Annotated in this window: 15 protein-coding genes; 7 read left to right on the forward strand and 8 right to left on the reverse strand. The window is 63.9% G+C overall.

All coding sequences use genetic code 11. The features are described from left to right. Positions 1–14: 14 nt before the first annotated feature. The 5 genes from F7R26_RS32415 to F7R26_RS32435 all read left to right on the forward strand — a co-directional run bounded on the left by F7R26_RS32415 (position 15) and on the right by F7R26_RS32435 (position 6,552). Positions 15–1,505: an efflux transporter outer membrane subunit gene (locus F7R26_RS32415; protein ID WP_241754613.1), complete on the forward strand. Its 1,491-nt coding sequence runs from the start codon at positions 15–17 to the stop codon at positions 1,503–1,505. A 26-nt stretch (positions 1,506–1,531) separates the two neighbouring features. Beyond that, on the forward strand, positions 1,532–2,041 hold the full coding sequence (locus tag F7R26_RS32420) for a MarR family winged helix-turn-helix transcriptional regulator (protein ID WP_150986666.1): 510 nt from the start codon (positions 1,532–1,534) through the stop codon (positions 2,039–2,041). Between the two features lie 166 nt (positions 2,042–2,207). Then, positions 2,208–3,509: a citrate synthase gene (gene gltA / locus F7R26_RS32425; RefSeq protein WP_193692195.1), complete on the forward strand. Its 1,302-nt coding sequence runs from the start codon at positions 2,208–2,210 to the stop codon at positions 3,507–3,509. Positions 3,510–3,631: 122 nt separating this feature from the next. Then, positions 3,632–4,879: an outer membrane beta-barrel protein gene (locus F7R26_RS32430; RefSeq protein WP_241754614.1), complete on the forward strand. Its 1,248-nt coding sequence runs from the start codon at positions 3,632–3,634 to the stop codon at positions 4,877–4,879. Positions 4,880–5,478: 599 nt separating this feature from the next. Next, complete coding sequence (locus tag F7R26_RS32435) at positions 5,479–6,552, forward strand: porin (RefSeq protein ID WP_150991122.1); 1,074 nt, start codon at positions 5,479–5,481, stop codon at positions 6,550–6,552. Positions 6,553–6,926: 374 nt separating this feature from the next. Here F7R26_RS32435 and F7R26_RS32440 read toward each other — a convergent pair whose 3' ends face one another. The 3 genes from F7R26_RS32440 to F7R26_RS32450 all read right to left on the reverse strand — a co-directional run bounded on the left by F7R26_RS32440 (position 6,927) and on the right by F7R26_RS32450 (position 11,868). Then, a complete protein-coding gene (locus F7R26_RS32440; protein ID WP_150991120.1) occupies positions 6,927–10,055 on the reverse strand; it encodes an efflux RND transporter permease subunit in 3,129 nt (1,042 codons plus the stop codon). Beyond that, complete coding sequence (locus tag F7R26_RS32445) at positions 10,052–11,167, reverse strand: efflux RND transporter periplasmic adaptor subunit (RefSeq protein ID WP_150991118.1); 1,116 nt, start codon at positions 11,165–11,167, stop codon at positions 10,052–10,054. Before F7R26_RS32445 ends, F7R26_RS32440 begins: the two co-directional genes overlap by 4 nt. An 86-nt stretch (positions 11,168–11,253) precedes the next feature. Next, positions 11,254–11,868 carry a TetR/AcrR family transcriptional regulator gene (locus F7R26_RS32450; protein ID WP_150991130.1) on the reverse strand — a complete coding sequence of 205 codons (615 nt, stop codon included), beginning with the start codon at positions 11,866–11,868 and terminating at the stop codon, positions 11,254–11,256. An 85-nt stretch (positions 11,869–11,953) separates the two neighbouring features. On the opposite strand from F7R26_RS32450, the gene F7R26_RS32455 reads away from it, so the two are divergent. Beyond that, on the forward strand, positions 11,954–13,414 hold the full coding sequence (locus F7R26_RS32455) for an efflux transporter outer membrane subunit (RefSeq protein ID WP_150991116.1): 1,461 nt from the start codon (positions 11,954–11,956) through the stop codon (positions 13,412–13,414). Positions 13,415–13,608: 194 nt separating this feature from the next. On the opposite strand, the gene F7R26_RS32460 is transcribed toward F7R26_RS32455, so the two are convergent. From F7R26_RS32460 to F7R26_RS32480, 5 genes are all read right to left on the reverse strand, one after another. Beyond that, positions 13,609–16,041 (reverse strand): cadherin-like domain-containing protein, encoded by a 2,433-nt coding sequence (locus F7R26_RS32460; protein WP_150991114.1) that lies wholly within the window; start codon positions 16,039–16,041, stop codon positions 13,609–13,611. 236 nt (positions 16,042–16,277) lie between these two features. After that, on the reverse strand, positions 16,278–18,686 hold the full coding sequence (locus F7R26_RS32465) for a hypothetical protein (RefSeq protein WP_150991112.1): 2,409 nt from the start codon (positions 18,684–18,686) through the stop codon (positions 16,278–16,280). Positions 18,687–18,712: 26 nt separating this feature from the next. Then, positions 18,713–20,770 carry a cytochrome-c peroxidase gene (locus F7R26_RS32470; protein WP_150991110.1) on the reverse strand — a complete coding sequence of 686 codons (2,058 nt, stop codon included), beginning with the start codon at positions 20,768–20,770 and terminating at the stop codon, positions 18,713–18,715. Between the two features lie 129 nt (positions 20,771–20,899). Beyond that, the gene (locus tag F7R26_RS32475; RefSeq protein WP_206702540.1) at positions 20,900–21,481 is read right to left on the reverse strand and encodes an SCO family protein; all 582 of its coding nucleotides are present in this window, start codon (positions 21,479–21,481) and stop codon (positions 20,900–20,902) included. A gap of 52 nt (positions 21,482–21,533) precedes the next feature. Further along, on the reverse strand, positions 21,534–23,258 hold the full coding sequence (locus F7R26_RS32480; protein WP_150991106.1) for a multicopper oxidase family protein: 1,725 nt from the start codon (positions 23,256–23,258) through the stop codon (positions 21,534–21,536). A gap of 673 nt (positions 23,259–23,931) precedes the next feature. Between F7R26_RS32480 and F7R26_RS32485 the strand changes: the two genes are divergently transcribed. Further along, a complete protein-coding gene (locus tag F7R26_RS32485; protein ID WP_241754615.1) occupies positions 23,932–24,555 on the forward strand; it encodes a lytic transglycosylase domain-containing protein in 624 nt (207 codons plus the stop codon). Position 24,556 lies beyond the last annotated feature (1 nt).

Below are 24,556 nucleotides of genomic sequence, written 5' to 3' on the forward strand. Positions count from 1 at the left end.
CTCACGAGGGAACCATGAACCGCCCCGCATTGCATCGACCTTTCCTGTCCCGGCTGATCATCATGGCATCGGCCGTTTCATTGTTGCTAACCGCTAGCGGCTGCGCCCTGATGCGCAAGGATACGGCGCCGCTGCCGCAGATCCCCGGCGAACAGGTTCGCGTGGCGCAGGACACCGCGCTGCCCGATGGGGCATGGCCGTCCGCCGCCTGGTGGCAGCGCTACGCGGACGACCAGCTTGGTGCGCTCGTGACGCGCGCGCTGCAGGATTCGCCCTCGATGGCCGTGGCCCGGACGCGGGTCGACGCCAGCCGCGCGCAGACCAAGCTCGTCGATGCATCGAGCGGCCTGCTGGTCGGCCTTAACGCTTCGGTGAATCGCCAGAAGCTGTCGGAGAACGGATTCCTCGGACCGTTTGCCCACACCAATCCGGAAATGGGCACCACGGGGCCGTGGTACACCGAAGGCACCATCGGCGTGGGCGCCGGATACACGCTCGATCTCTGGGGCAAGGATCGCGCGCGCGTCAATGCCGCCATGGGGGTGGCCCAGGCCCGCCAGGCCGAGGCCGCCCAGGCCGCCCTGCTGCTGTCGTCCCAGGTCGTCCAGCTCTACTACGAGATCCAGACCACCTACGCGCTCGAAGCGTTGCTGGAACAGGCGCGCGACGTGCGCCGCAACCTGGTCGCCGCCAGCCAGGCCCGCACCGCACGTGGCCTTGAGCCTCGCACGCAAGCCGAGACCGCGCAGGCGCAGCTGCTGCAACTGGATCAGCAGATCACCGTGGCCCAGACGCGCGTGCGTTCGCTGCGCGAGGGACTGCGCGCGCTGACCGGTGCCGGTCCTGACGACCTGCCCGCCATCGCGCCACGGCCGCTGCCGGACAGCGCCGGCGGCGTGCCATCGTCGCTCGGCTACGAATTGCTCGCGCGCCGACCCGACCTGCAAGCGATGCGGTGGTACGTGCAGGCGTCGATGGACCAGATCGACGCAGCCAAGGCGGCGTTCTATCCAAGCTTCGACATCCGCGCCTTCCTCGGCCTCGATTCGCTGCACCTTGCCGATCTGCTGCGCAAGTCGAGCCGCCAGATCAACGTGATCCCCGGCCTGAGCCTGCCAATATTCGACAGTGGACGGCTCAACGCGAACCTTGCCGCGACGCGCTCGCAGAGCAATGCCCTGATCGCGCAGTACAACGAGTCAGTGCTCAACGCCGTGCGTGAGGTAGCGCAGGCGGGTATCGAGCTAGACGGCCTGAACCGGCAAGCAGCGATGCAGGAAAGCAAGCTTAAGTCGGTCAGCTTCGCTTCCAACAGCGCCGAGGCGCATTACCGGCAAGGACTCCTCGACAAGCCGTCGGCCCTTGAAGCAAGACTGCCCCTGCTCATGGAACAGAGTCAGGCGGTGGAAATTCGCAGCAAGCAGATCCAGTCGGAAATTGCGCTGACCAGGGCACTTGGAGGCGGATATACGTCCGGGCAGACCACTCAAAATGACGCCTCCTGATCATTAGATGTCGCATGAATATGGTGATGACGACCATTGACGTCTTGCATTTCACCTTCGCCAGCCGACTGATGCACGCGGGTCGGCAATGGCGGCGGATCTCCCACGCAGTCGTAACCGCATACGGCATTTCCGCGGCATGTGCCAGGCCGCTATTGGCCATTGCGAGGCTGGGAGGCGGGGTGCGGCAGATCACTCTGGCGGAGTACGCTGGGATACAGGGCGCGTCACTGGTGAGGCTGCTCGATCAGTTATGCGCAGCAGGCATGGTGCGCCGGGAGGCGGATCCAACTGACAGGCGCGCCAATGCGCTATGGCTGACCGCCACCGGCAAGGCGCTAACCGAAAAGATCGAGGCCAAGCTCGCGCAGCTTCGTGCCAGCGTTTTTGCCGGCATCAACAAGCAGGATTTCGAGGCCGCGCTGCGCATTCTTGATGCGCTGTCCTTGGCAGCATCATCTACGTCATCCACCGCGAACACGAGACCTGCGGATCAAGCTGACGCCACCATGACGCAGAGCATGCTATCACCATGAATAAATTGAATGACATTGGCAGTATTAAATCATGATTGAAATGTTCTCTGCGTAGGTACACTTCGTAGTCAAGCCGCTGTCAGGACATTGATTTTTCTCTCGATATCTCCCCGTACCTGGCCGGAAATTGAGCAGCGCTGTAGTTCACCGCATTTATGGAATAGAAATGACGCCCACCGATGTGAAAGCCACGCTATCGTTTTCCGATGGCTCCCCCAGCCTTGAGCTGCCGATTTATACGGGTACCGTTGGCCCCGACGTAGTCGATATTCGCAAGCTGTACGGACAAACCGGCAAGTTCACCTATGACCCCGGTTTCATGTCGACGGCTTCGTGCAATTCGAAGATCACCTACATCGACGGGGACAAGGGTGAGCTGCTGTACCGCGGCTACCCGATCGAGCAACTGGCCACCAAGTGCGACCACCTGGAAACCTGTTACCTGCTGCTCAAGGGCGAACTGCCCAACGCCAAGCAGAAGGAAGAATTCGTGGGCGCCGTGATGAACCACACCATGGTTCACGAGCAGATGCAGTTCTTCCTGCGCGGCTTCCGCCGCGATGCCCACCCGATGGCCGTCCTGACGGGCCTGGTGGGCGCCATGAGCGCGTTCTACCACGACGCCATGGACATCGATGATCCGCACCAGCGCGAAATCTCCGCGATCCGCCTGATCGCCAAGATGCCGACCCTGGTCGCCATGGCCTACAAGTACAACATCGGCCAGCCGTACATCTATCCGCAGAACGACCTGTCCTACTCGGGCAACTTCATGCAGATGATGTTCTCCACGCCGTGCGCCCCGTACAAGGTGAACCCGGTGCTCGAGCGCGCGCTCGACCGCATCTTCATCCTGCACGCAGACCACGAGCAGAACGCCTCCACCTCCACGGTGCGCCTGGCTGGCTCCTCGGGTACCAACCCGTTCGCCGCCATCGCTGCCGGCGTGGCTTGCCTGTGGGGCCCTGCCCACGGTGGCGCCAACGAAGCCGCCCTCAAGATGCTTGAGGAAATCGGCAGCGTCGACAACATCACCGAGTTCATCAAGCAGGTCAAGGACAAGAACTCGGGCGTGCGCCTGATGGGCTTTGGCCACCGCGTGTACAAGAACTACGATCCGCGTGCCAAGCTGATGCGCGAAACCTGCTATGAAGTGCTGAACGAACTGGGCCTGCACAACGACCCGCTGTTCAAGCTCGCCATGGAACTGGAAAAGATCGCGCTGGAAGACGAGTACTTCGTCAGCCGCAAGCTGTACCCGAACGTCGACTTCTACTCGGGCATCGTGCAACGCGCACTCGGCATCCCGACGTCGCTGTTCACCTGCATCTTCGCCCTGGCACGCACCCCGGGCTGGATCTCGCAGTGGGAAGAAATGATCACCGATCCGGAATACAAGATCGGCCGTCCGCGCCAGCTGTTCAATGGCGCGCCGCGTCGCGACGCATTGGATATCCGCAGGCGCTGAGCGCAGCGTGCAACTACCGGTGGGCCTGGAGCGCGGGAAGCAGCGGCCGTTGCGACACCTTGGTGTTCACGATGGGTCGCCGGCTGGCGACCCTGGCCTCGGCATTCGAAGGAAGACGTCCGATGAGAATTAGCGTCCGCATCTGCATAGGCATATCGCTCACGCTATTGAGCGCCATACCTATTGCCGCCCGGGCAGACGAGCAAGAGCCCGCAGCGACGACCGACGCAAATCCGCTGCCCGCGGCCGAGGCGAAGGCCCCACCGGCGCTACAACCAGCCAGCGCATTGACGCTGAGCGCCAACCCGGAGCCAGCCAGCTTCGATGCAGGCGGCCTTGGCCCGATATACCTGACCGGCGTGCTGAGCGGTCTAGGCCAAGTGCAGAGCAACGCCCTGCCTTCAGATCGCAGCCGGCAGTTCGATATTGGCAATGCCCAGGTATTCATCAACAAGCCGGATGGCTTGCTGCAGTTCTTTCTCCAGGCAGGGTACTACTCGATCCCTGTCCTCGGCATGCCGTATATCCGCACTTCGGATGCCACGCCGACGTTCTTCGGCCCCGTCGCACAGGGCTACCTGAAGATCGCGCCGACCGAGGATTTCTCCGTAGTGGTTGGCAAGCTGCCAACGCTGATCGGCGCCGAGAGCACGTTCTCGTTCCAGAACATGAACGTCCAGCGCGGTCTGCTGTGGAATCAGGAAAACGCCGTGAACCGTGGGGTGCAGGTGAACTACGCTGCAGGGCCGCTAACGCTCGCGGCCTCGGTGAACGACGGCTTCTACTCGAAGCGATACAGCTGGGTGTCCATGTCGGCTAGCTATGCATTCGACAGCAATAACACGCTGGCGGTTGTCGCGGGCGGCAATACTAACCACACCGATGTATCCACCGCAGCGACACCTCTATTCCAGAACAACCAGCAAATCTACAACCTGACCTACACGCGCACTGAAGGCCCTTGGACCTTCCAGCCCTACCTGCAATACACCCGCGTGCCAAAGCTTCCGGAGTTCGGCGCCAAGGCGTCCGCATCGACCTATGGCGGCGCGCTGCTGATGAGCTACGATTTTGGCTCCGACGCCGCCCCGGCACTGCTACGCAAAGCGGGCTTCAAACTGCCGGTGCGCCTGGAGTACATCGGCTCCACGGGTAGCGCCGCCGACGGCGCGCCCAACCTGCTGTATGGTCCTGGGAGCACGGCATGGTCGCTTACCGTGACGCCCACCTACCAATACAAGCGCTTCTTTGGCCGCGCCGAGTTCTCCTACGTCGGCGCGCGCAAGACCGCCCCTGGTCTGGCTTTCGGTTCGGACGGCAACAGCCGCTCGCAAGTGCGGGGATTGCTCGAGTTCGGCTTGCTGTTGTAAGCCCGACTACGCGACACACTTGTCGAATCCCGGGGGGAGAGTATTCACGACGCGCTTCGCTGTAGCTGCGCATCACGCAGTCCGGGGGAAAACCCGACAGCGGCACTCTATTCCCCCCCAATATTAAGGTTGACGTTGCACCGACGCAATTGAATTAACCGAATGACAATAATTCCGCGATGGAATACCGATGGCATGCGCGGCCCGAGCGTCGGGAGCACCGACGTTGGATCAGCGCGTCTTTCACGCACTTTGAAGTAGCGCGCTAGCAACTTTCAGATGCCGTGACTCCATCCAATCCGATCCTTCCCCTATTTACCAAAAGCTATCGAAATGGAGATTGGACTTGCGTTCGCCAGTTTGCAAAAGATGGTTGTGAGTCATATTTGAAGCCGTGTAGCGCTTCTTGCAATGAAAGCAATGAATAATTGCTATTTCAGAAAATATAATAAACGTTTTTATACAACTATTTACACATAATTGTCATAAAGCTGCCTCATCATGCGTCGTCCATAGCCGTACCGGGTCATGCCTGATCCCTCCGGCATGGCACCTTCCGAAAGCAAGAAACGACTTGCTAAGCAGAAATTGAAATGACAATGAAAAAAACTTTCCTTGCATTGACCGCCGCCGCTGCGGCCTGGTCCGCGTCCGGCGCCGTATTCGCGCAATCGTCCAGCGTGACGCTCTATGGCATTGCCGATGCCGGTATCAGCTACCAAAGCCATGTGCAAGGCCCTAACGGGGGCGGCGCACTGTATGGCGTCACGTCGGGTGGCCTTTCCGGTTCGCGCTGGGGCATTCGCGGCGTGGAGGATCTCGGCAACAACCTGAAGGGCATCTTCGTGCTGGAGAGCGGCATCAATCTCGACACCGGCACGTCCGCCCAGGGTAACCGCCTGTTCGGCCGCCAGGCTTACGTCGGTCTGCAGAACGACCTTGGCGCCGTCACATTGGGCCGCCAGCAGAACACGTTGTACGACCTGTTCGCCGCCTATGACCCGATGATGGCCGGCAACAGTTACTCGCTCAATTCGGTCGACACCAATGGCTTCAACGGCCGCGCCGACAACGCTGTGAAGTACACCGGCAAGTTCGGCGGGCTGACCGCAACCGGCTTCTACAGCTTCGGCCGCGACAGCAACGTCGTCAACGGCGGCGAAGTGCCGGGCAGCTTCCGGGTCGGCAAGAACTTCGGCGGTGGCGTGGCCTACGCCACCGGCCCGGTCTCGGTGGGTGTCGCTTACGACCAATACCAGGGCAGCACCGTTGCCACATCCGGCGCCGCGGCCAAGCGTGCCGCCATTGGCGCGTCTTATGCGCTCGGCGACGCGAAGCTGTTCGCCGGCTACCGCTGGCTGCGCGATGAACTCAGCAGTACGACCACCGTCCGTCATGACAATCTGTACTGGCTTGGCGCGCTGTACAACATCACGCCTTCATTCAGCCTGACCGGTGCGGCGTACTACACCGATGCGCGCAACGACAGCAACGATTCGTGGATGTTCGTGCTGAATGCCGACTATGCCCTGTCCAAGCGTACCGATGCCTATCTGCTGCTCGGCTACGTGAACAACAAGGGACAGGCCACCTACGGCGTCACCAATGCGATGAATACGCTGCCCGGCCAGAACCAGACCGGCGCAATGGTTGGCGTGCGCCACCGCTTCTAATATCACTCGTGATCATGGCCAGCGCGCTGTCGGGGCGCGCTGGAGACAAGTCATATCGACCTTGCCTTGTTTACTAGGTGCAGGGACGCTTGGCCGGCAGATATGCCGGCCTTTTTTCGCGCCCTCACATCGCCCACCACGGCGATTCACTCCTGTGCGGGCGGGCTCACGCTTCCATCGGATCCTAGCGCTACCGTTATCGGGGTGGCCGCCATCGCCTCACCTCAAGCCAGGAAACAGCCCGCGTCCGGGGCAATCCCCCGGCGCGCAGCGCCAGCCCTTCCCAGCAGGTTCCATCGTTCAGACTCCCCTTCCCGTCATGGCCGGATCGTCGACGCGAGGGCGTCTCTGCGGCGGCAACATGCCCTCGCAATTCAATATGACTCGGACGCCAGTTGTCCGGCGGGCGGCACGGTCTCGTGTCGATCACGCTGCGCATCGGCCGCGCTGCCGGGCCGAATCCTGAACCAGATCGAGTACATGGCCGGCAGGAACACCAGAGTCAGGATTGTCCCGGCAAGCGTCCCGCCTATGAGCGTGTAGGCGAGCGCGCCCCAGAACACCGAATGGGTCAGAGGAATGAAGGCCAGGATGGCGGCCAGCGCGGTGAGGATCACCGGCCGCGCACGCTGGACCGTGGCTTCCACAACGGCCCTGAACGGATCCAGCCCTTCGTCTTTGTTGTGCTGAATCTGCCCGATCAGGATCAGCGTGTTGCGCATCAAGATGCCCGACAACGCAATCAGGCCAACCAGCGCGTTGATGCCGAACGGTTGCCCGAACAGAATCAGCGTTGGCACCACGCCAATCAGGCCGAGAGGGCTGGTCAGGAACACCATGACCATCGCCGGAATGGACCGCACCTGGAAGATGAGAATCAGCAGGGTGACTGCCAGCATGATCGGGAACAGCGGCAGCATGGCCCTCGTCGCCTTGCCCGATTCTTCAATGGAACCCGCTTGTTCGATGCGGTATCCGTTAGGCAGTTTCTCGATGATTGGCTGAAGCTGCGCGCTGACGGCCGTCGAAACGTCGGGCGGTTGCAGGCCATCGGCAATATCGCCTCGCACCGTGATCGTCGGCATGCGATCGCGCCGGCGGATGATGGGCTCTTCCATGCGCACATCGATCTTGCCCACCTGCGACAGCGGAATGCGTTGCCCGTTGGCGCCTGCCAGCGTGAAGTCGCCGATCTTGGCCGGATCCAGTCGGATGTCGCCGGCCGAGCGGGCGGTCACCTGCACCGTGCGGATGTCCTCGCGCACTGCCGTCACCGGAATGCCGTTGAGCAGGAATTGCAGTTGTTGCGCGACGGCGCTGGAGGTCAGCCCCACGGCCTGCAAGCGGTCCTGCTGCAAGGTGAAGTGCAGCGTGGGTACGCGCATCCCCCAGTCGGTGTTGACCGTGCGCATCATCGGGCTGGCGTCCATCACCTGCCGGACATCGGCCGCAATGCGGCGCAACGTCTGCGCATCCGGCCCGGTCACCCGGTATGCGACCGGAAACGGCGAATACGGGCCGAACACCAGTTGAGTGACACGCACGCGCGCCTCGGGGGCAAGACCGTCGGCAATCGCCTGGCGCAGGCGCTGCTTCAACGCGTCACGCTCTTCCTGGCTGTCTGTGCGGATCACGATCTTGGCGAACGACGGATCCGGTAGTTCCGGCCCCATCGCCAGATAGAAGCGCGGCGCACCCTGGCCAACGTAAGCCGTCACAATCTTGGCTTCCTTCTGTTTGGCGAGCCAAGCTTCCAGCTTTGCGGTAACCGCGCTGGTCTGGTTGATCGATGTTCCATAGGGCATCTGCACCTCGACCAGCACCTCAGGCCGATCCGAAATTGGGAAGAACTGCTTCTTGACCACCGCCATACCGAGGATGGCCAAGGCAAAGAGCCCGACGACCAAACCCGCGACGAGCCATTTGCGCGCAATCACACGCCCGAGCAGCGCACGGAAGCGGTTGTAACGCAGGGTGTCGTAAATCGCATCGTGGCCGCCTTCGACCTTCTTGAAATCGGGCAGCATCTTTACGCCCAGGTAAGGCGTGAACACCACTGCGACCACCCAGGACGTGATCAGCGCAATGCCGACGATCCACAACATGTTGCTGGTGTATTCACCGGCGGTGGATCGCGCGAAGCCATTGGGCATGAAGCCGACGGCGGTCACCAGCGTGCCCGACAGCATGGGCGCCGCAGTGTGGCTCCATGCATATGCCGAAGCGGCGACGCGGCTGTAGCCTTCTTCCATCTTCACCACCATCATTTCGATGGCGATGATGGCATCGTCCACCAGCAAGCCGAGCGCCAGAATCAAGGATCCAAGTGTGATGCGGTCGAAGTTCTTGCCTGTCGCAGCCATCACCACAAAGACGACCGCCAGTGTCAACGGCACGGCCGCGCCCACCACCAGGCCCGCGCGCCAGCCCATGCTGACGAAGCTCACCAGCATGACCACCAGCAGCGCGGCGAAGAACTTGAGCATGAACTCATCGACGGCAGCGGCGATGTTGACTGCCTGGTCGGTCACTTTGGTCAAGCTCATGCCGAGCGGCATGTCGGCGTTGATGGCGCCCACCTCCTTGTCGAGCGCCTTGCCCAGGTCCAGCCCGTTCCAGCCTTCGCGCATGACGATGCCCAGCAGCAAGGCAGGCTGGCCACCATTGCGCACCATGAACGTGGCAGGATCCTCGTAGCCGCGCTTGACCGTGGCAATGTCCGACAGCTTCAACGTCCGGCCCTGGGATACAACCGGCGTATCCCGAATCTTCTGCAGCTCGTCGAACGCGCCGTCCAGACGGATGAATACCTGCGGCCCTTTCGTTTCCACCGAGCCGGCTGCCGTCAGGGCATTCTGGCTGTTGAGCGCGGTAAAAACCTCTTGCGGGCTCACGCCCAGCGTCGCCAGCCGGTCATGGGAAAACTCGACATAGATGCGCTCCGACTGCTCGCCGATGATGTTGACCTTCTTCACGCCGGGCACGTGCAGCAAGCGCTGGCGCAGCGTCTCCGCATCTCGCACGAGCACACGTTGCGGTTCGCCCTGCGCCTTGAGCGCAAACAACGCAAAGGTCACGTCCGCATATTCGTCGTTGACCATCGGCCCGATCACGCCGGGCGGGAGGTTGACCACCTCGTCGCTGACTTTCTTGCGCGCTTGGTAAAACTCCTCCTGGACTTCCGACGGTGGCGTGCTGTCGAGCAGGGTCAACGTGGTGAATGCCAGGCCCGGCCGCGTGTACGTTTCCGTGCGGTCATACCAGCGCAGTTCCTGCATGCGCTTTTCGATCTTCTCGGCCACCTGGTCTTGCATTTCCTGCGCCGTCGCGCCGGGCCACGCAGTGATGATGGTCATCACCTTGACCGTAAACGCCGGGTCTTCGGCGCGGCCCAGCTTGAAGAAGGAAATGAGACCCGCCAGAGAGATCAGGCAGATAAGGAACAACGTGATGGCGCGCTCGCGCACGGCGAGCGCCGATAGATTGAAACGACCCTGGCTCACAAGCGCCCCCCCGCCACGGCCGTGCTGGCACCTTGCCCTGCCACACGCACTTGCTGTCCTTCACGCAGCAGTTGTGCGCCAAGCGCGACGATCCGCTCTCCTTGCTTGACTTGGCCAGCAACCCGAGCGCTTTCGTCACCGAGGCGCACGATGGTGACGGATCGCCACGACACCTTCGCCGGATCACCCTGGATGACCCACACACCCGGGCCCTTGCCGGCATCGAACACGGCACCAAGCGGCACCTGCAGATCGCCTTGCACGGTGGTAAGCCGATCGGGAATCTGGATCGTCACGGTGGCGCCCAGCGGCGCATTGGCCAGTTCCCCATCCAGCACATAGCGCGCTTCGAACGTACGGGTAAGCCGATCGGCAGCATCCGACAGTTGCCGCAGCCTGGCAGGTGCACCGGCGCTTTCCTTGCCGAAAAGCGTGGCTTGTGCGACAGAGCCGATCGCCGGGCGCAACGTTTCCGGCAACTGGACCACCGCTTCACGGCGGCCAGCGTGGGCCAGCCGCACGACGGCTTGCCCTGCATTGACGACCTGGCCGGGCTCGGCCAGCGTCTCCATGACCACGCCTTCACCATCGGCAACAAGCTCTGCGTAACGGCTGGCGTTACGCGCAACATCGGCCTGCGCTTGCGCTGCGCTCAGCTGGGCTTTGGCGGCGTCCGCCGCAGCCTTGGCTTGGTCATAGGCTGAGGCGGAAATGGCGCCAGTTCCGCGCAGATCGCGGTAGCGGGCTTCGTCTTCCGCCGTCTGGCGCGCGCGCGCTCGTGCGGCGCTCACGGCTTCTTCCTGTGCGTGTGCGGCGAGCTTCAGATCGACAGGGTCGATGCGCATGAGCGGTTGCCCGCGCTTGACTGTCTGCCCGGCATCCACAAGCCGCTCCAGCACCTTGCCGGGCACGCGGAACCCGAGATCACTCTGCACCCGGGCAGCGACGACTCCTGTGAATGAACGCGACGCGAAAGCGACGGGCTGAACCAACGCGGCACGCACCAACGGTGCCTCGGTGCGCGGATCGGCAGGGGCCTTTTCGCCGCAAGCGCTCAAAGCGAGCGGCAACGCACCAATAACGATAGAGGTAACAAAGCAACGAGAAAGCATGAAAGCCCCATCGACAAGATGATCTGGGCTTTCATTCTGGTTCTTGTGACTATTTTAGTCAATGGTCACAATCAAAAAACTGCACGTCAGGGGGAAAGACTCCGAAGCACGAGGCTGGAGAGCAGCCCGGGCGCACTTTCCGTGTAGTCAAAGCTGTACTGCAAAAGCAGCGGATTCATGTACGGGCGCATGACCAGGTAGATGGCCGTCGTGGCCTCGTCCAACGGCGTCTTGCGCTCGAAGTCTCCAGTCTGCCGGCCCTCCTGCAGTACATCGCGCAGCACCCCCTGGATGCGGTCCTCATAAGCGATCACCGCTTGCCAGCGCTCCGTCGCTGCCGAGGCCGCGATCTCGTACAGCTTGCGGTCGTCGGAAAACAACCGAAGGCTGGCCTCAGTCAAGGCTTTGAATATGCGCCGGAGCTTTTCTGGCGGGGAGTCGGCGTCGGCCAGGGCGGCATTCACGTCGGCCTCGATGTCGCGCAGGCAGTTGGCGCAAATCATCTCGCCAATGGCCTGCTTGGACTCGAAGAACTTGTAGATGTAGGCCTTGGAAAAACCGATGGCCTTGGCCAGATCGGAAACGGCGGTCTTCTCGTAGCCGTAGCGGCTGAAGTGCTCGGTGGCGGCGGCAACGATCTGGTCTCGCACGTCATGGTCCGCCGGGCCACGGGCGGAAACGGGGTAGGAGGCGGTCTTCATAGGCTCCAGCTTACGCGAGTCGCGATAGTTGAACAACGTGTGACCATTTTGTACTATAGTCACACAAACTCGCTGGAAGACATCCATGTTGCCAAAACACTCCCTTATGGCCCTCTTCGCTGCCAGCCTGGCGACCGGTTGTGCCGTCGGCCCCGATTATGTGAAGCCCGATGTGCCAGTTCCCCGGCAATTCCAGGGCCAGACAGCAGTGGAGCAGCGCACAGCCAATGCCGAAGCCGATCTGCCCGCGTGGTGGGCTGGCTTTGGCGATCCGCAACTCACGCGGTACGTGCAGCTCGCGCTGGAACAAAACCTGGACCTTGCACAGGCCTTCGCCCGCGTCACGCAAGCCCGTGCGGGGCTTGGCGCTGCCAATGCCGCGTTGCTGCCCTCCGGCAATGTCACGGGCCAGGCCGCGCGTGCCTACCAGTCCGTCGAAACCCCTTTGGGCCGCGTCTTGAATTCGCGGCCCGGCTTCGACCGCTACGGCAACGCTTTTGAGGCCAATGTCAGTGCAAGCTGGGAGTTGGACGTATTCGGCGGCCTGCGCCGCGGCCGCGAGGGGGCACTTGCCGACTACCAGGCCTCCCAGGCGGGCGCAGTCGCCACACGGCTGGCCGTGGCCGCACAGACTGCCGATATCTACATCACCATCCGCGGCTTGCAGACGCGCTTGAAAGTGGCCCGCCACCAGGTACAGACGCAAGAAGAATTGCTCTCCACCATCAACCTGCTGTACGGCAAGGGACTGGCGGCCGAGCTTCAAGTCCGGCAGGCCGAAGGCGCACTCGCCCAGGTTCGCGCTTCTATCCCTGCGCTTGAGGCTGGCCTCGATGCGGCGATGAACGCGCTGGATGTGATGCTCGGCTCGCTGCCGGGCACGCACCGGGCGGAGCTTGCGCAAGGCGGCGACATCCCGGCCGCTCCGCAAATTGCGATCAGCGGATCGCCGGGCGAATTGCTGAGGCGCCGCCCCGACCTCATCGTCGCCGAGCGCCGCCTAGCAGCTTCCAACGCGCGCATCGGTGTCGCCATCGCCGAGTACTATCCGAAGTTCTCGCTCAGCGGCCTGCTCGGCAGCGCTACATCGGTGGGCGCCGGCAGCCTGTTCGGCAGCGGTGCCAGTCAATTTGCCGGCGTGCTCGGTCTGCGCTGGCGCCTGTTCGACTTCGGCCGTATCAACGCGCAGATCGATCAGGCCAAGGGGCAAGAGGCGGAGATGCTGGCCGCGTACCGGCTCGCCGTGCTGCACGCCACGGAAGACGTGGAAAACGCCTTCTCAGCCCTCGTCAAGCGCGAGGAGCAAGCGGCCGTGCTCACACAAGGCGTGGATTCGCTTGGCCGCGCGCGAAATGCATCGTTTGCTGCGTATCAAAAAGGCGTCGTCAGCCTGATTGAAGTCCTGCAAGCCGACGAAAGCCTGTTACGTACATCCGACGCGCGCGCGCAGGCGCAAACCGAATCAGCGCGCGCTGCCGTCGCGGCTTTCAAGGCCCTGGGTGGTGGGTGGCAGCCCGACGAATCGACCGCCATTGCTAGCAAGTAGTCACGCCGCAACGGAGGCTGCGCAAGACGTTCGGACTCTCCTGAAGCGCGTTACCGCAAGCAGATCTGGCCCACATCAGCGGAAGAGCCCTATGACAAATCCTCGCACCACCCAGCGTGGTGCTGCCAGGCGCGGGGCGGCGCTGTGTTGCTTCCCCCAACCGTCCTGCGCGCCGTTTCGTGCTTCTCCTTCTGCTACTTCAGCTCGATCGCCAGCGTGGCCGTGGCCGGGCTCTGCGACGACGTCATGCGCAATGTCGTCGGTGGCGTACACCAGAAGTTGTTGTTGCCGGTGTTGCTCGGATTAAGGATGCCCGTGGTCGCGGTCAATGCCTGGTCATAGGTCCACGCCCCGGCCGTGACCACGGCCGTCCCCACCACCGTGCCCACGGCGCTGCCCGGGTTCGTACAACTGCCGTTCTGGCGGAACGTGCCGTTGTCGTACTTGATGGTGATGGTCTGGTTCGCGCTGAGGCTGTCCGTGCCGGTAATGGTCCAGCGGTTCTTGTTCTGCGTGAAGCGCGCCCGCGTGCCGGCAATGGCTTCGCCGGCCGATACCGTGACTGACACCGTGGCCGCCGTGGCCGAGGTGGCGCCAGCCCGGTCCACCGCGCGGTACGTGAACGTGGCGATGCCCGTGGGCATCGACGCACTCGGCGTGAAGGTCACGATCCCGCCGTTGAACGTGGCGTCCGCGTTCAGACCGAGGTTGGCATTGCCGGTGACGATCACCGCCGAGGCCAGGTCCGTGGCGCCATCGGGATCGGTATCGTTGGCCAGCACATTGAAGCTGGACTGGATGCCGCGCAGTGCGCTCGTGCTGTCGGCATTGGCCACCGGCGGGTCATTGACCGGCGTGATGGTCACCGCCACCGACCCTTCGTTCGACACCTTGCCGGCGACGGTCACCTTGTAGCCGAAGCGATCGGACCCGTTGGCGTTCGGGCGTGGCGTATAGGTGATGGAGCCGTCGGCATTGGCCGCCGCCGTGCCCAGCGTGGCCGGGCTGGAGATGGCCACGGTGCCGCCCGCCACCGCGGTATCGTTGAGCAGGACCTTGATGATGGTGGCGCCCGAATCCTCGAGCACGGTCAGCGTATCGTTATTGGCCACTGGCAACGACGTACCGCCCCCGGCCACTGCACCAGTGCTGACCTGCATCTCGTTGAGGCCATGTCCGCTTGACAGCACCGTCACCTTGGACGGCGGCGACAGCACTTCGGTGGCCACCATCTGGCCATTGGCATCGAACGGCGCATCGAAGCCTTCCGCCTTGAGCGTTTGCTGCACCACCTGGTCGCTCGATCTGGCCTTGACCGACATGGCCTGGGTAGTCGGGTCGTACAGCGCCTCGGTGATGAACACCTGGTCGCCTAGCTGGGCGGGCATATAGACCGTCGTGGCTTGTCCGCCCGAACTGATCGCGTTGGCCTGGACGCAGACCTCGGTAGGAATCGTCGCCGGCCGGCTCTGCCCGTAGTAGCGCGTGCCGCTGTTCAGCATCTGGTTGGCCACCCCATTCGCCGGCGCGCTGTAAGGCGGCACGAAATTGCCCTCGGCATCGACCGAAGGTGTACAGGGCGCGTCGAAGTACGCCAGTTGGGTGGAGACCGTGGCCGACGGCGGCATGGCCGGCAGCCGTGCCTGCAGCGTCGGCATGGCCGTCGCGTAGACATCGACCTGCCGGTTCGTTGCCGTGCGCTGGTAGCTGGCGCGGTCCACCGTTGCCATGCCAGCGATGGCGCCCTCGAAGATGCGTCCGGCAATCGTGAAGTCAGTGGTTTCGTAGACGAAGCCGTTTGGCCCCTCGATGCGGAAGATGTTCGCGTTGCGCGTGCCACCACCAGCGATGATGTAGTCCGCCATCGGGCTGCCGGTCACCGGGCCCACGCGCGCCGGATCGGCGATATAGCGCCGGCCGTTACCCGGATAAGCACTGGCCGCGCCCGTGTTCACAAGGATGTCGTGGAACGGGTCCTGCCCCGGCTGCAGGTCCGGGATCGGGGGCACTTCGAGGCCGCCGGCCGTTGCCGACGGCAGCAGGAATGGCCCGATGCGGCCCTTGAGCACTTCGGTAAACGCACCCGGTGCAATACCGATATCCTCGGTCGAAAACAGCCGCTCGCCGGCCACCTGGTTCGGGAACTCGAATTTGCCGTACGGCGTGTAGAACGTATAGGTGCCGTCGAACGGGATCGGATTGAGGCGCAGGCGCAGCCGCGCAAACACCACCTGGTCACCGGGCACTACCGGCCCGCCGCCGAACGCCCCTTCGATCGCCAGCACCAGTTGCGCCACCGTGGTCTGGGCTGAGCCCGGAATCGGTGCGCGCCGATCCCCCGCGTTGGCCAGCCAGTAGAAGTGCTCGTCGGCGAAGTTGTTCGGGAACGTCTCGGGGCCGCTGCCACCGGGCACATCGGGCGGCAGCAGCACGCACCACCCACCCGCCAGTTCGGCCGCGCTCTGGTTCTGGCAGAAATCCAGGGTCAGGCCGGTCTTGTCCTGATACCACTGCGGATATCCGTTGGCCCGGTCGATCGGGCCCATGCGGGCCAGTTCGGCGGATGCGCCTCCCGCGCCAAATGCGAGCGCGATGGAACACGCCATTGTGCTGAGTCGAGTCTTCATGCTGTACCTCCTCAAAAGCCGCCCCGGGTAGTTGCCTGGCCGGTAACGGAATCCTTGTGTCCGGTTGTCAGGGCTTCATGGCCTCATGGCCTCATGGCCCGAAGGTCCGAAGGTCCGATAACGCGCTGCTCGCCTCGCTGCTCGTCGTCTCGTGCCAATCGCCGGATGCCTTTGTCAGTCAATCCCAGTCTGCATCAACGATGTCCTGCCGTTTTCCTGCCACCCCCCCGCCGCGCTCAACGGATGCGCGTCAGCGGCGTGGGCGGGCTCTCGCCGCCGAGATTCGATTTCACGACCAGTCCCTCGCCCGGACCCGGCTGCGGCACACCGACGATCGTGATCGTGTAGTTGCCGCCGCCGTTGTTGGTAAGCGTGTTGCCGACCGACGCGGGATCGAAGACCTTGCCGTTCGTGGTCTTGTAGGGCTGGAGCGTCAGCACCACCTTCGCGTTCGCCACCGAGGACACAGCCGTGATATCGAGCCGTTGCTTGGCCACGCGATACTCGGCCACGGTGATGCGCTCGACGTCGGCCGCCGGCGTGAACGAGGCCGTGCCCGTGACCGGCCTCGACTTCGCGCCGGTGACGCTGTCGGTGGCCACCACCGTGTACGAGAGCACGTCGGCGGTGGTCTGCCCGATCGGCACCACGTGCGATACCTGCAGGCTCGCGCCTGCGCCCGAGGTCTGGAACGACTGCGTCGGTCCGCCGGTCTGCGTCCAGCTGTAGGTGAGTTTGTTCGGGCTGGTCGCGGGCACGGCCGTCAGCGTTGCCGTGGCGCCCGACGCCACCGATACCGGCGCGATCGGATTGATGAACGGCACGTTCTGCTGCGCCGGCGTCACCGTGACCGCCACCGCCGACGTAGCGGTCTGCCCACCGCAGCCGGTCACCGCCAGCGTGAACAGGTAGGTATTGGTGGCCGTGACCGCGGGTGCCGTGAAACTCGGGGTCAGCACGGTGGCCGATGGGCTCAGCGTGAAGCCCTTCGGTGGTGTCCACAGGACCGTCAGCGAACCCGATCCCGATGCCGTGCCCTTGAGGCTGCCGGTGGCGCCGGACAGCACGGTCACGCTCGCGCCCGCGTCGGCGGTCGGGGCGGTACAGGTCGACGGGACTCCGCCCGATCCGGGCCACGGATTGAGCGGGCCGGTGGCCACCACACCGGTGGCCGAGCTGTAGCCACCGCGCGCCAGGAACGGCATCGTGGCAAAGGCGATAGCCGGCGGTGCCCCACCGGGCAGGCCTTCCTGGAACAGATACTCGCCAATCGGCGCGTGGTATTGACCGGCCACGATGCCGCTCGGCTGCGGCACCGATGATGACGGCGTCCAGGCGCCCTCCACCACTGCACGAACCTCACGCGTGGCGGGCAGGAACGTGTTCTCGTCGAGCGGGCCGAAGCAGAAATTGACGCTGGCCACCAGGCCCGTGCAGGGCGGCCGGAAACGCCAGCGCCCCTTCTGCGCGCCGGTCGGCGCACCGGGATCGACGCTGACGACGCCCCAGTCACGCTCCGAGGTGCTGCCATCGGGCGCGACATCCACGCCGTACAGACGGATATTGCGCGACGGATCGGTCGTGAATCCCTCGAAGCGCGTGCGCATCGTGGCTTCCAGCGCGCCTGGCTCGGTGACGCCGCCGTTGCCCAGCAGCGCGACGTCGATCGCGACATAGGCCGGATCGGTGAACGGCGCCGTGTAGATCGCCACGTTGGCCACGAACGTGTGCGCCGCAATATAGGTCGATCCGCTTGCATAGGGCCCCTGCGGTCCGGCGTCGGACACCAGCGTCCCCGAGTACGTGACACTGTCGCCCACTTCGAACGGCGCCATGATGCGCGGATCGGGCACGTGTCCGGGCTGCACCGCCGCCGGATCGGGCATCGTGAAGTTGGCGTTGTGCAGGCCGTCCGGATTCTTCGGGCGATTGCCTTCCGGACATGCCGGATCGCTTGCCTGCGCGGTGGGCGCCACGCGCGGCACGCACATCGGATAGCCTGTCACGCTACGCACCGTGGGGCTGTCCGCGTCGACTGCAAAGCGCGGATCGCCCGCCATCTTGCGGCCATAGCGACCCACGGGGTCATTGAGGCGGATGCGCGTGCCGGGCTGCGCGGCATCGAGCGCGTTGCGCGGCACACCGTTGCCATCGCGCACGAGCTTGCCGCCCACGCGCAGCTCGCCGGTTGCGTAGTCGATGTAGTTGATCAGGCCGCTGCCCGCATTGAGCGAATGCTGGGCGATGTTGACCAGCCCGGCGATGTACGTGTCGCCGACCTGATTGCCGATCAGGTGCGCCTCATAGGCGGCCAGCGGGGCCGGCACGTCGGCCAGCGCCAGACCGCTGCTGCCTGCCGCCAGGTAGGTGGCGGGCGCCAGCGTGAACAGCTCTTTCCACGTCAGCGCCATGCCCGGCAGGATCACGATCGTATTGGCCGGGATCACGATGCGATGGCCATTGACCTTGATCGTGCCGCCGCACAGTGCATTGCTGCAGTTGTCCAGCGTGGCCTCCTGGATAGGGCCGAGCACGTCGAACTGCATGTCGGCGCCCACGGGTGGGGTCTGGGCCAGCGTGCCGGACATCGCCGCCAGCGTGGCCAGCGCGGCGCCCATCGCGCGGAAGTTGGGGGTAGCGAACATGGTGTGGTCTCCGGTGTCGGGTGGTGTCAGCGCGCAAACGGGCTGAGTTCGAGGAAGGTCTTCAACCCTCGCTTCGTGCCGTTCGCCCCCACTTCATCGAGACACACCATGTCGTCCACGCCATGACCGGACCTGCCGTGCTGCGCGATCGACTTCGTGCCGCCCAAGGCCCCATCCGGCACGCATAGCGACGGATGGTCGAACGGCGCGCGGCGCAAGCGCACACGCTCGTCGGACAGGGACAGCAGGAATGCCACCAGATCCTCCTTTTCGGCCTGCGACAGACCGATCGGCGAGATGTTGAAATCGAGGTCCTTGCGGTTGGCGTAGGCGTAGTCGCCACCACGGTTGTAGAAGTCCACCACCTGCATCAGCGTCGCCGCGCCGCCGTTGTGGAAGTACGGTCCGGTAAATTCGACGTTGCGCAGGGCCGGGGCCTTGAACGCCCCATCGGCGATATCGCGCGCACCTGCCGGCCACGATTGTGCGACACCGCTGCCGAAGTTATTGCCCAGCAGCGCCGTCTTGCCCTGCATCACCATGCGGGTCTCTGACAGCGGATTGCCGAACGGATCGGTGCCGCCCAGGCCCATGTCCTCGCTGGTGGGCCGCACGCCGATGTTGTAGAAGCCGCTGTCGTAGACGCCCACGCCACCGTCTCCCATCGTCATCCGTTCCACGCGCTGGCTCTGCACGTTGGCATACGAGGCATTGGTGAACTCCTGGCCGCTATGGCAGCCCAGGCACTTGCCCTGCTCCTGGAAGATCTTCATGCCACGCAGCTGCTGCGCCGTGAGCGCCGTGCGGTCGCCATCGGCGTAACGGTCGAACGGCGTGTCGTCGGACACCAGCGTCGATTCATAGAGCTGCACCGCAATGCCGAAGAACAGCGCGAAGTTGGCCTCCATCTGCGTGGTGACCAGCTTGCCGGGCTTGGGCAGCTTGTCGCGCGCGCGCTCGTCGTCGCGACGCATGCGCGGCAGGTCCATGTTCCTGAAGTTCAATGGCTGCGCGCCCGGCAATGTCAGCTGCCCGGCGTATTCCCAGAAGGCCGGCTGGAACGCCTTGCGCACCAGCTGCGAATATGTCGGCGCGTTGGCGGCAAAGCCCCCCAGCACGCTGTCCTTGGGCGAGATGGTCTGCGCGCGCAGGATCGTCTCGTCCAGCAGACGCTTGCCGAGGTCGATGAAGGCACGGCCTGCGCAACTCATTTCCACGTTCGACATTGGCGGGCCCGATGCCTGAGACGCCAGCGACGACGACGAGAGCCGCACCGGCACGTTCCGCAGCACACTGCCTTCCAGCTTCCACACCAGCGGCTGCGGGTTGCGCATGCCGAACGGATCGCCGCCATTGAAGACGTTATTGGCGCGGCCGTCCCAGAAGTTGCGAAAGTTGAATACGGCGTTGATCACACTGGGTGCGTTGCGGCCGGTCACGCGCCGCACGTTTACGCCATTCACGTCGAAACCGGTGCCGCCGTGCATCAGCGAATCGGAGATGTTGGTGCAGTCGTCTTTCCGGCCATTCGGCTTGATGTCGTCATACGTGGCGGCGAACACGCCCTGCGAGCCCACCACGTCGTTGTTGTCGGCGATGATCGTCCCGGCGTCATCGACATCGCCGTGCCGGACCAGCGGGAAATCGGCGGCACGCAGCTTGTAGTTCGGCCCAACCTGTTTGGCGCTGCCGGTGTTGAACTGGTTGTCGCCGGCCAGCAACCCCGGGTTGATCTGGTTGGTGATCCGGTTGTCGGCCCCCGCCTGGAAGTGGCAGGACGCACACGCGGTCAGGTTGTCGCTGCCCACGCGCATGTCCCAGAACAGCGCCTTGCCGAGCTGGATGGCCGCCTTCCTGTCGCGCACGAACACTGCCAGCTCCTGTTCGGTGGGCCCCGGCACGGGCACCGTCTTCAACGAGCCCATCGGCCTGGCCGGGGGCGGAAATACGACCGGCGCCGCGGCAATCAGCCGGCCCGCATGCAGCGCCACCAGCGCGGCAGCCGATCCGGCAAGCCCGGCGATGATCCAACGGCTGGTTGTGGCCAGCCGCTTGCGTTGCTTGCGCTCCCCGTGTTGATCCATGGCCCCCTCCCGTCCGAATCGAATCGCCTGGTGCCGCTGCACATCGTTCCGTGTGCATGCGGCGTCCGCGCGTGCCGCTGCCTTGCTGCCTTGCTGCCTTACCGTTTCACCGTTCCACCGTTTCACCGCTCATGTGATATTCAGGATCGCGTGGGCGATCTGCCGCGCCGATGTCAGGGCCGGCATCATGCACCAGCGATCCAGCCTTTCATTGCCGATCACCACCATGCCGGTATGGCGCGAGAGCCGGCCATCCTCGGCGGGATCGGTATCGTAGAAACCGAGACGGCGCCGCACCTGCTCCATGTCGGCGCGCTGGCCGGTCAGGAAGGTCCATCCGCTGCCCGTGCCGTACTGGCGCGCATAGGCGAGCAGCGCGGCCGGTGTATCGAGCTCCGGCTGCAGCGTGAGCGACACCATGTGGACATCGCGCCCGACGCGCGCACCCAGCAGGTTGCGCACCGCCATCAGGTTCGCGGTGTTGGGTGGGCAGATGCCCGTGCACACCGTGTACATCATGTTGAAGACCACCACGCGGCCGCGCACCACGTCGTCGTAGAAGCGCACCTTTCGGCCGTCGTGCGTATCGAACACCGCGTTGGGGAAATATCCAGCGCGGGGCCCACTGGGGCCGCCACGCGGGCCGGGCGCCGTACCGCGCGCACCGGCCGCGCCCGGCAGCAGCACTGCGCCACAGAGGGCCAGGAGCATTGTTCGCTTTGCGTGCATGGTCGGACTCCGTTTACCGTGGGACGATGGCCAGTCAGGGGACGATGTCGAAGCGGACCATCATCGCGTGGTCCTCGTGCATGCCGTTGTGGCAATGCATGAGGTACTTGCCTTCATAGTCGCGAAAGCGCAGGAAGACGCGGATCTCCTCGCCGGGCTTGAGCACGTAGACATCCTTGCGCCCGCGCTCGTGCACCGGAGGCGTCGAGCCGTTGCGCGACAGGATGCGTCCCTCCTCGAAATGGATATGCACCGGGTGATGCCAGTTGCCGGAGCCCCGCAATACCCACACTTCCTCGGCCCCGCGCTTGATCCGGGCGGCCGGCTTTTCGACATCGAAGTGGTTGCCGTTGACGGTCCAGCCGCCGTTGGAGCGGTCAAACTCCCACACACGGGTGGGCAGCTTGCGCAGCTGCGCTTCGCTGGGCAGGTCGGGCAGATCGCGCAACCTGGCCGGCACGCGGCTGATATCGGGGCGCGCCGGATTGGACCTGACGTCGAAACGCAGCAGTTGCGTGCCGCTCTTCATCAGCTTGTCGTCGGGGCCGCGGCCGTCGTCCTGTTCCAGCCGGTTGACCAGGAACAGCTGACTGCCGATCGGGTACTTGCTGAAGTCGATCACGATGTCGGCACGCTCCGCCACGCCCATGCGGATCTTGCGCATCGTCAGGGGCGCCGGCAGCAGGTTGCCGTCGTTGGCGATGTACGTGAAGTCCTGCTCGGCGTTCTGGTACATCAGGTGGAACTCATAGAAGCGGGCGGGCCCGCCATTGAGCAGGCGGAAGCGGTACTTGCGCCGTTCCACTTCGAACAGTGGCTGGATCTTGCCGTTGACCAGGAATTTGTCGCCCAGGAGACCGTCCGAGTTGAACGAATCGAACGCGAGCATGCCCTTGCGATCGAAGCGCCGGTCCTGGAACACGAGCGGGATGTCGTAGCGGCCCACGCCGCTGGGCAGGCGCAGCGCATTGGGATTGGCGTCTTCCTCGTTGCCCGAATCGAGCTCGTCGAACAGCAGATAGAAGCCCGACAGGCCCCGGTAAACGTTGGGCCCCGTGAAATCGAGGCGGTGATCGTGATACCAGCAGGTGCCGAGCGCCTCGCGCGCGTCGCCTTGGGTGCTGCTGAATGCGTCGTAGCCCGCGTAGCAGTTCGGATAGTGATGATCGCGATAGCCGCCAGGGCCGGTCAGCGTCGGGCCGAAGCGCGTGCTGCTGTAGTAGTCGCCGGTAAAGCCGTCGCTTTCCGACGCCATGTGCAGGTTGTGCAGGTGCGTGGTGATCTCGGGCGAGCCGAAGCCGATGTGATTGGCGGGCAGTTCGTTGAAGATGCGCACCAGCACCGGCTCGTTGTAGCGCGCGACGACGGTGGGTCCGGGCAGCATGCCGTCGTAGCCCCACACGCGTTGCGTCGGCAGGTCGCGGTGAAACGAGTGCAGCGCCTCTTTCACATGCAACTCATAGAGCTTGCGCGGCTCGAACTCGCCCCAGCGCTGATGGCTGCCGCGGCCACATTCTCCTTCGCCCCGGGTCACGAGCGGCGCGGGGCTCAGTGCCGCCACCGGCTGCTTGACCAACGGCACCGGCAGCACTTCGACGAATGAGCGCGTGGCCAGGCTCGCATCGTCACTGTCCTTGGCCAGCGCCGGGGCGGCCGGCAGCGCGGCGCCAGCGAGCGCCGCGCCGGCACCTGCCGCGGTGGTTTTGAAAAGGCGTCGGCGTCCTTCGTCGGGAACCGTTTCGTGACCCTGCGCATCCATTATTCACTCCATTTATTTACACCGCGTAACGTTCTATTAAAAAACGCCATTGAACGTCTTTACGTGATTTTCAAGCGCGAACCCTCCCCGCGCAGGCGCGAATTCGCGCTGCGCATGCACGCCTGCCACGGGCATGAAAATCAACTTTTCATACGGCGCGAGGCGTCAATCTGTCATGAGGCAATGCCCTGGCCAAAGGACATTGGACATGTCCGCAGCGTCTTGTGGGGAACCCACATGATCTTGGCTTCTTGTGCACGACGCAGCTCCCTGCGGCCATTCTTGATACGGCCTGCTGTGTTTTTTCTTCGCTCCCGGGAGCTTTTTGTAAATCCCTGCCGGTTGAACAAAGATTTGTGCATTCAGAGAACGCCCGCCATTGGTCGGAAGGTGGAGCATTGTCTTGACATTGCGCCCCCTCGAATTTCGGGTATTCCCCAACAGTCAAGTGGCGCTGGATTCATTTTGAATTAATTGACTGATCCAGTCGGGACTTTCGGCCCCATCCGGTCGCGACCAAATAAGGGAAACCCGTCCGAGAAAAGGCCATCCGATTGGATGACCCACGGCAGGATTTGATTTGGATAATCGGCGTGCTACATTTTTTCCATGGGCGGGGAGAATATCAATGGCAGCCACGATAACGAGAATATGTTGCGCTTGCGCAGGCCTGATGGCCATTGCAGGCCAGCCTGTGCGTGCCGCCGACATCTACCGCTCGGAGGGTCCGGACGGCGCGGTCCGCTTTGCCACGCGGCCGCTGGACAAGAGCTACCGGCTGTTCCTGCGCGACGACGCGCAGCGCCCAGCATTGCGCGCGCAGGTCATCCCGATCGCGCCCGCCGCGGTCGGCGCCGCAGCATCGCGCCCCGACGCCGGCCAGGTGACGCAACTCGCCGAGCATCTTGCGCGCAAGCACGCCATCGATCCGGCGCTGGTCAAGGCGGTGATCGATGTGGAATCGCGCGGCAACGCCGCCGCCGTGTCGCCGAAGGGCGCCACCGGCGCCATGCAGTTGCTGCCCTCCACCGCAGCCATGTACGGCGTCACCGAGCTGACCGATCCCGCCCAGAACATCGAGGCCGGCATCCGGCACCTCAAGTACCTGCTCGATCGCCACGGCGGCAACCTGACCCTGGCGCTGGCCGCGTACAACGCCGGCGAAGGTGCCGTGGCCAGGCATGCCGCGCGGATTCCCCCCTACCGCGAAACCATGCTGTACGTGCCGGCCGTGCTGGCCCGCATGCAGGTCAACCAGAACAACACGAGCAACACGAACAACACGAGCAAACCGTGAG

The organism is Cupriavidus basilensis (assembly GCF_008801925.2).
GTDB classification, from domain to species: Bacteria; Pseudomonadota; Gammaproteobacteria; order Burkholderiales; family Burkholderiaceae; genus Cupriavidus; species Cupriavidus basilensis.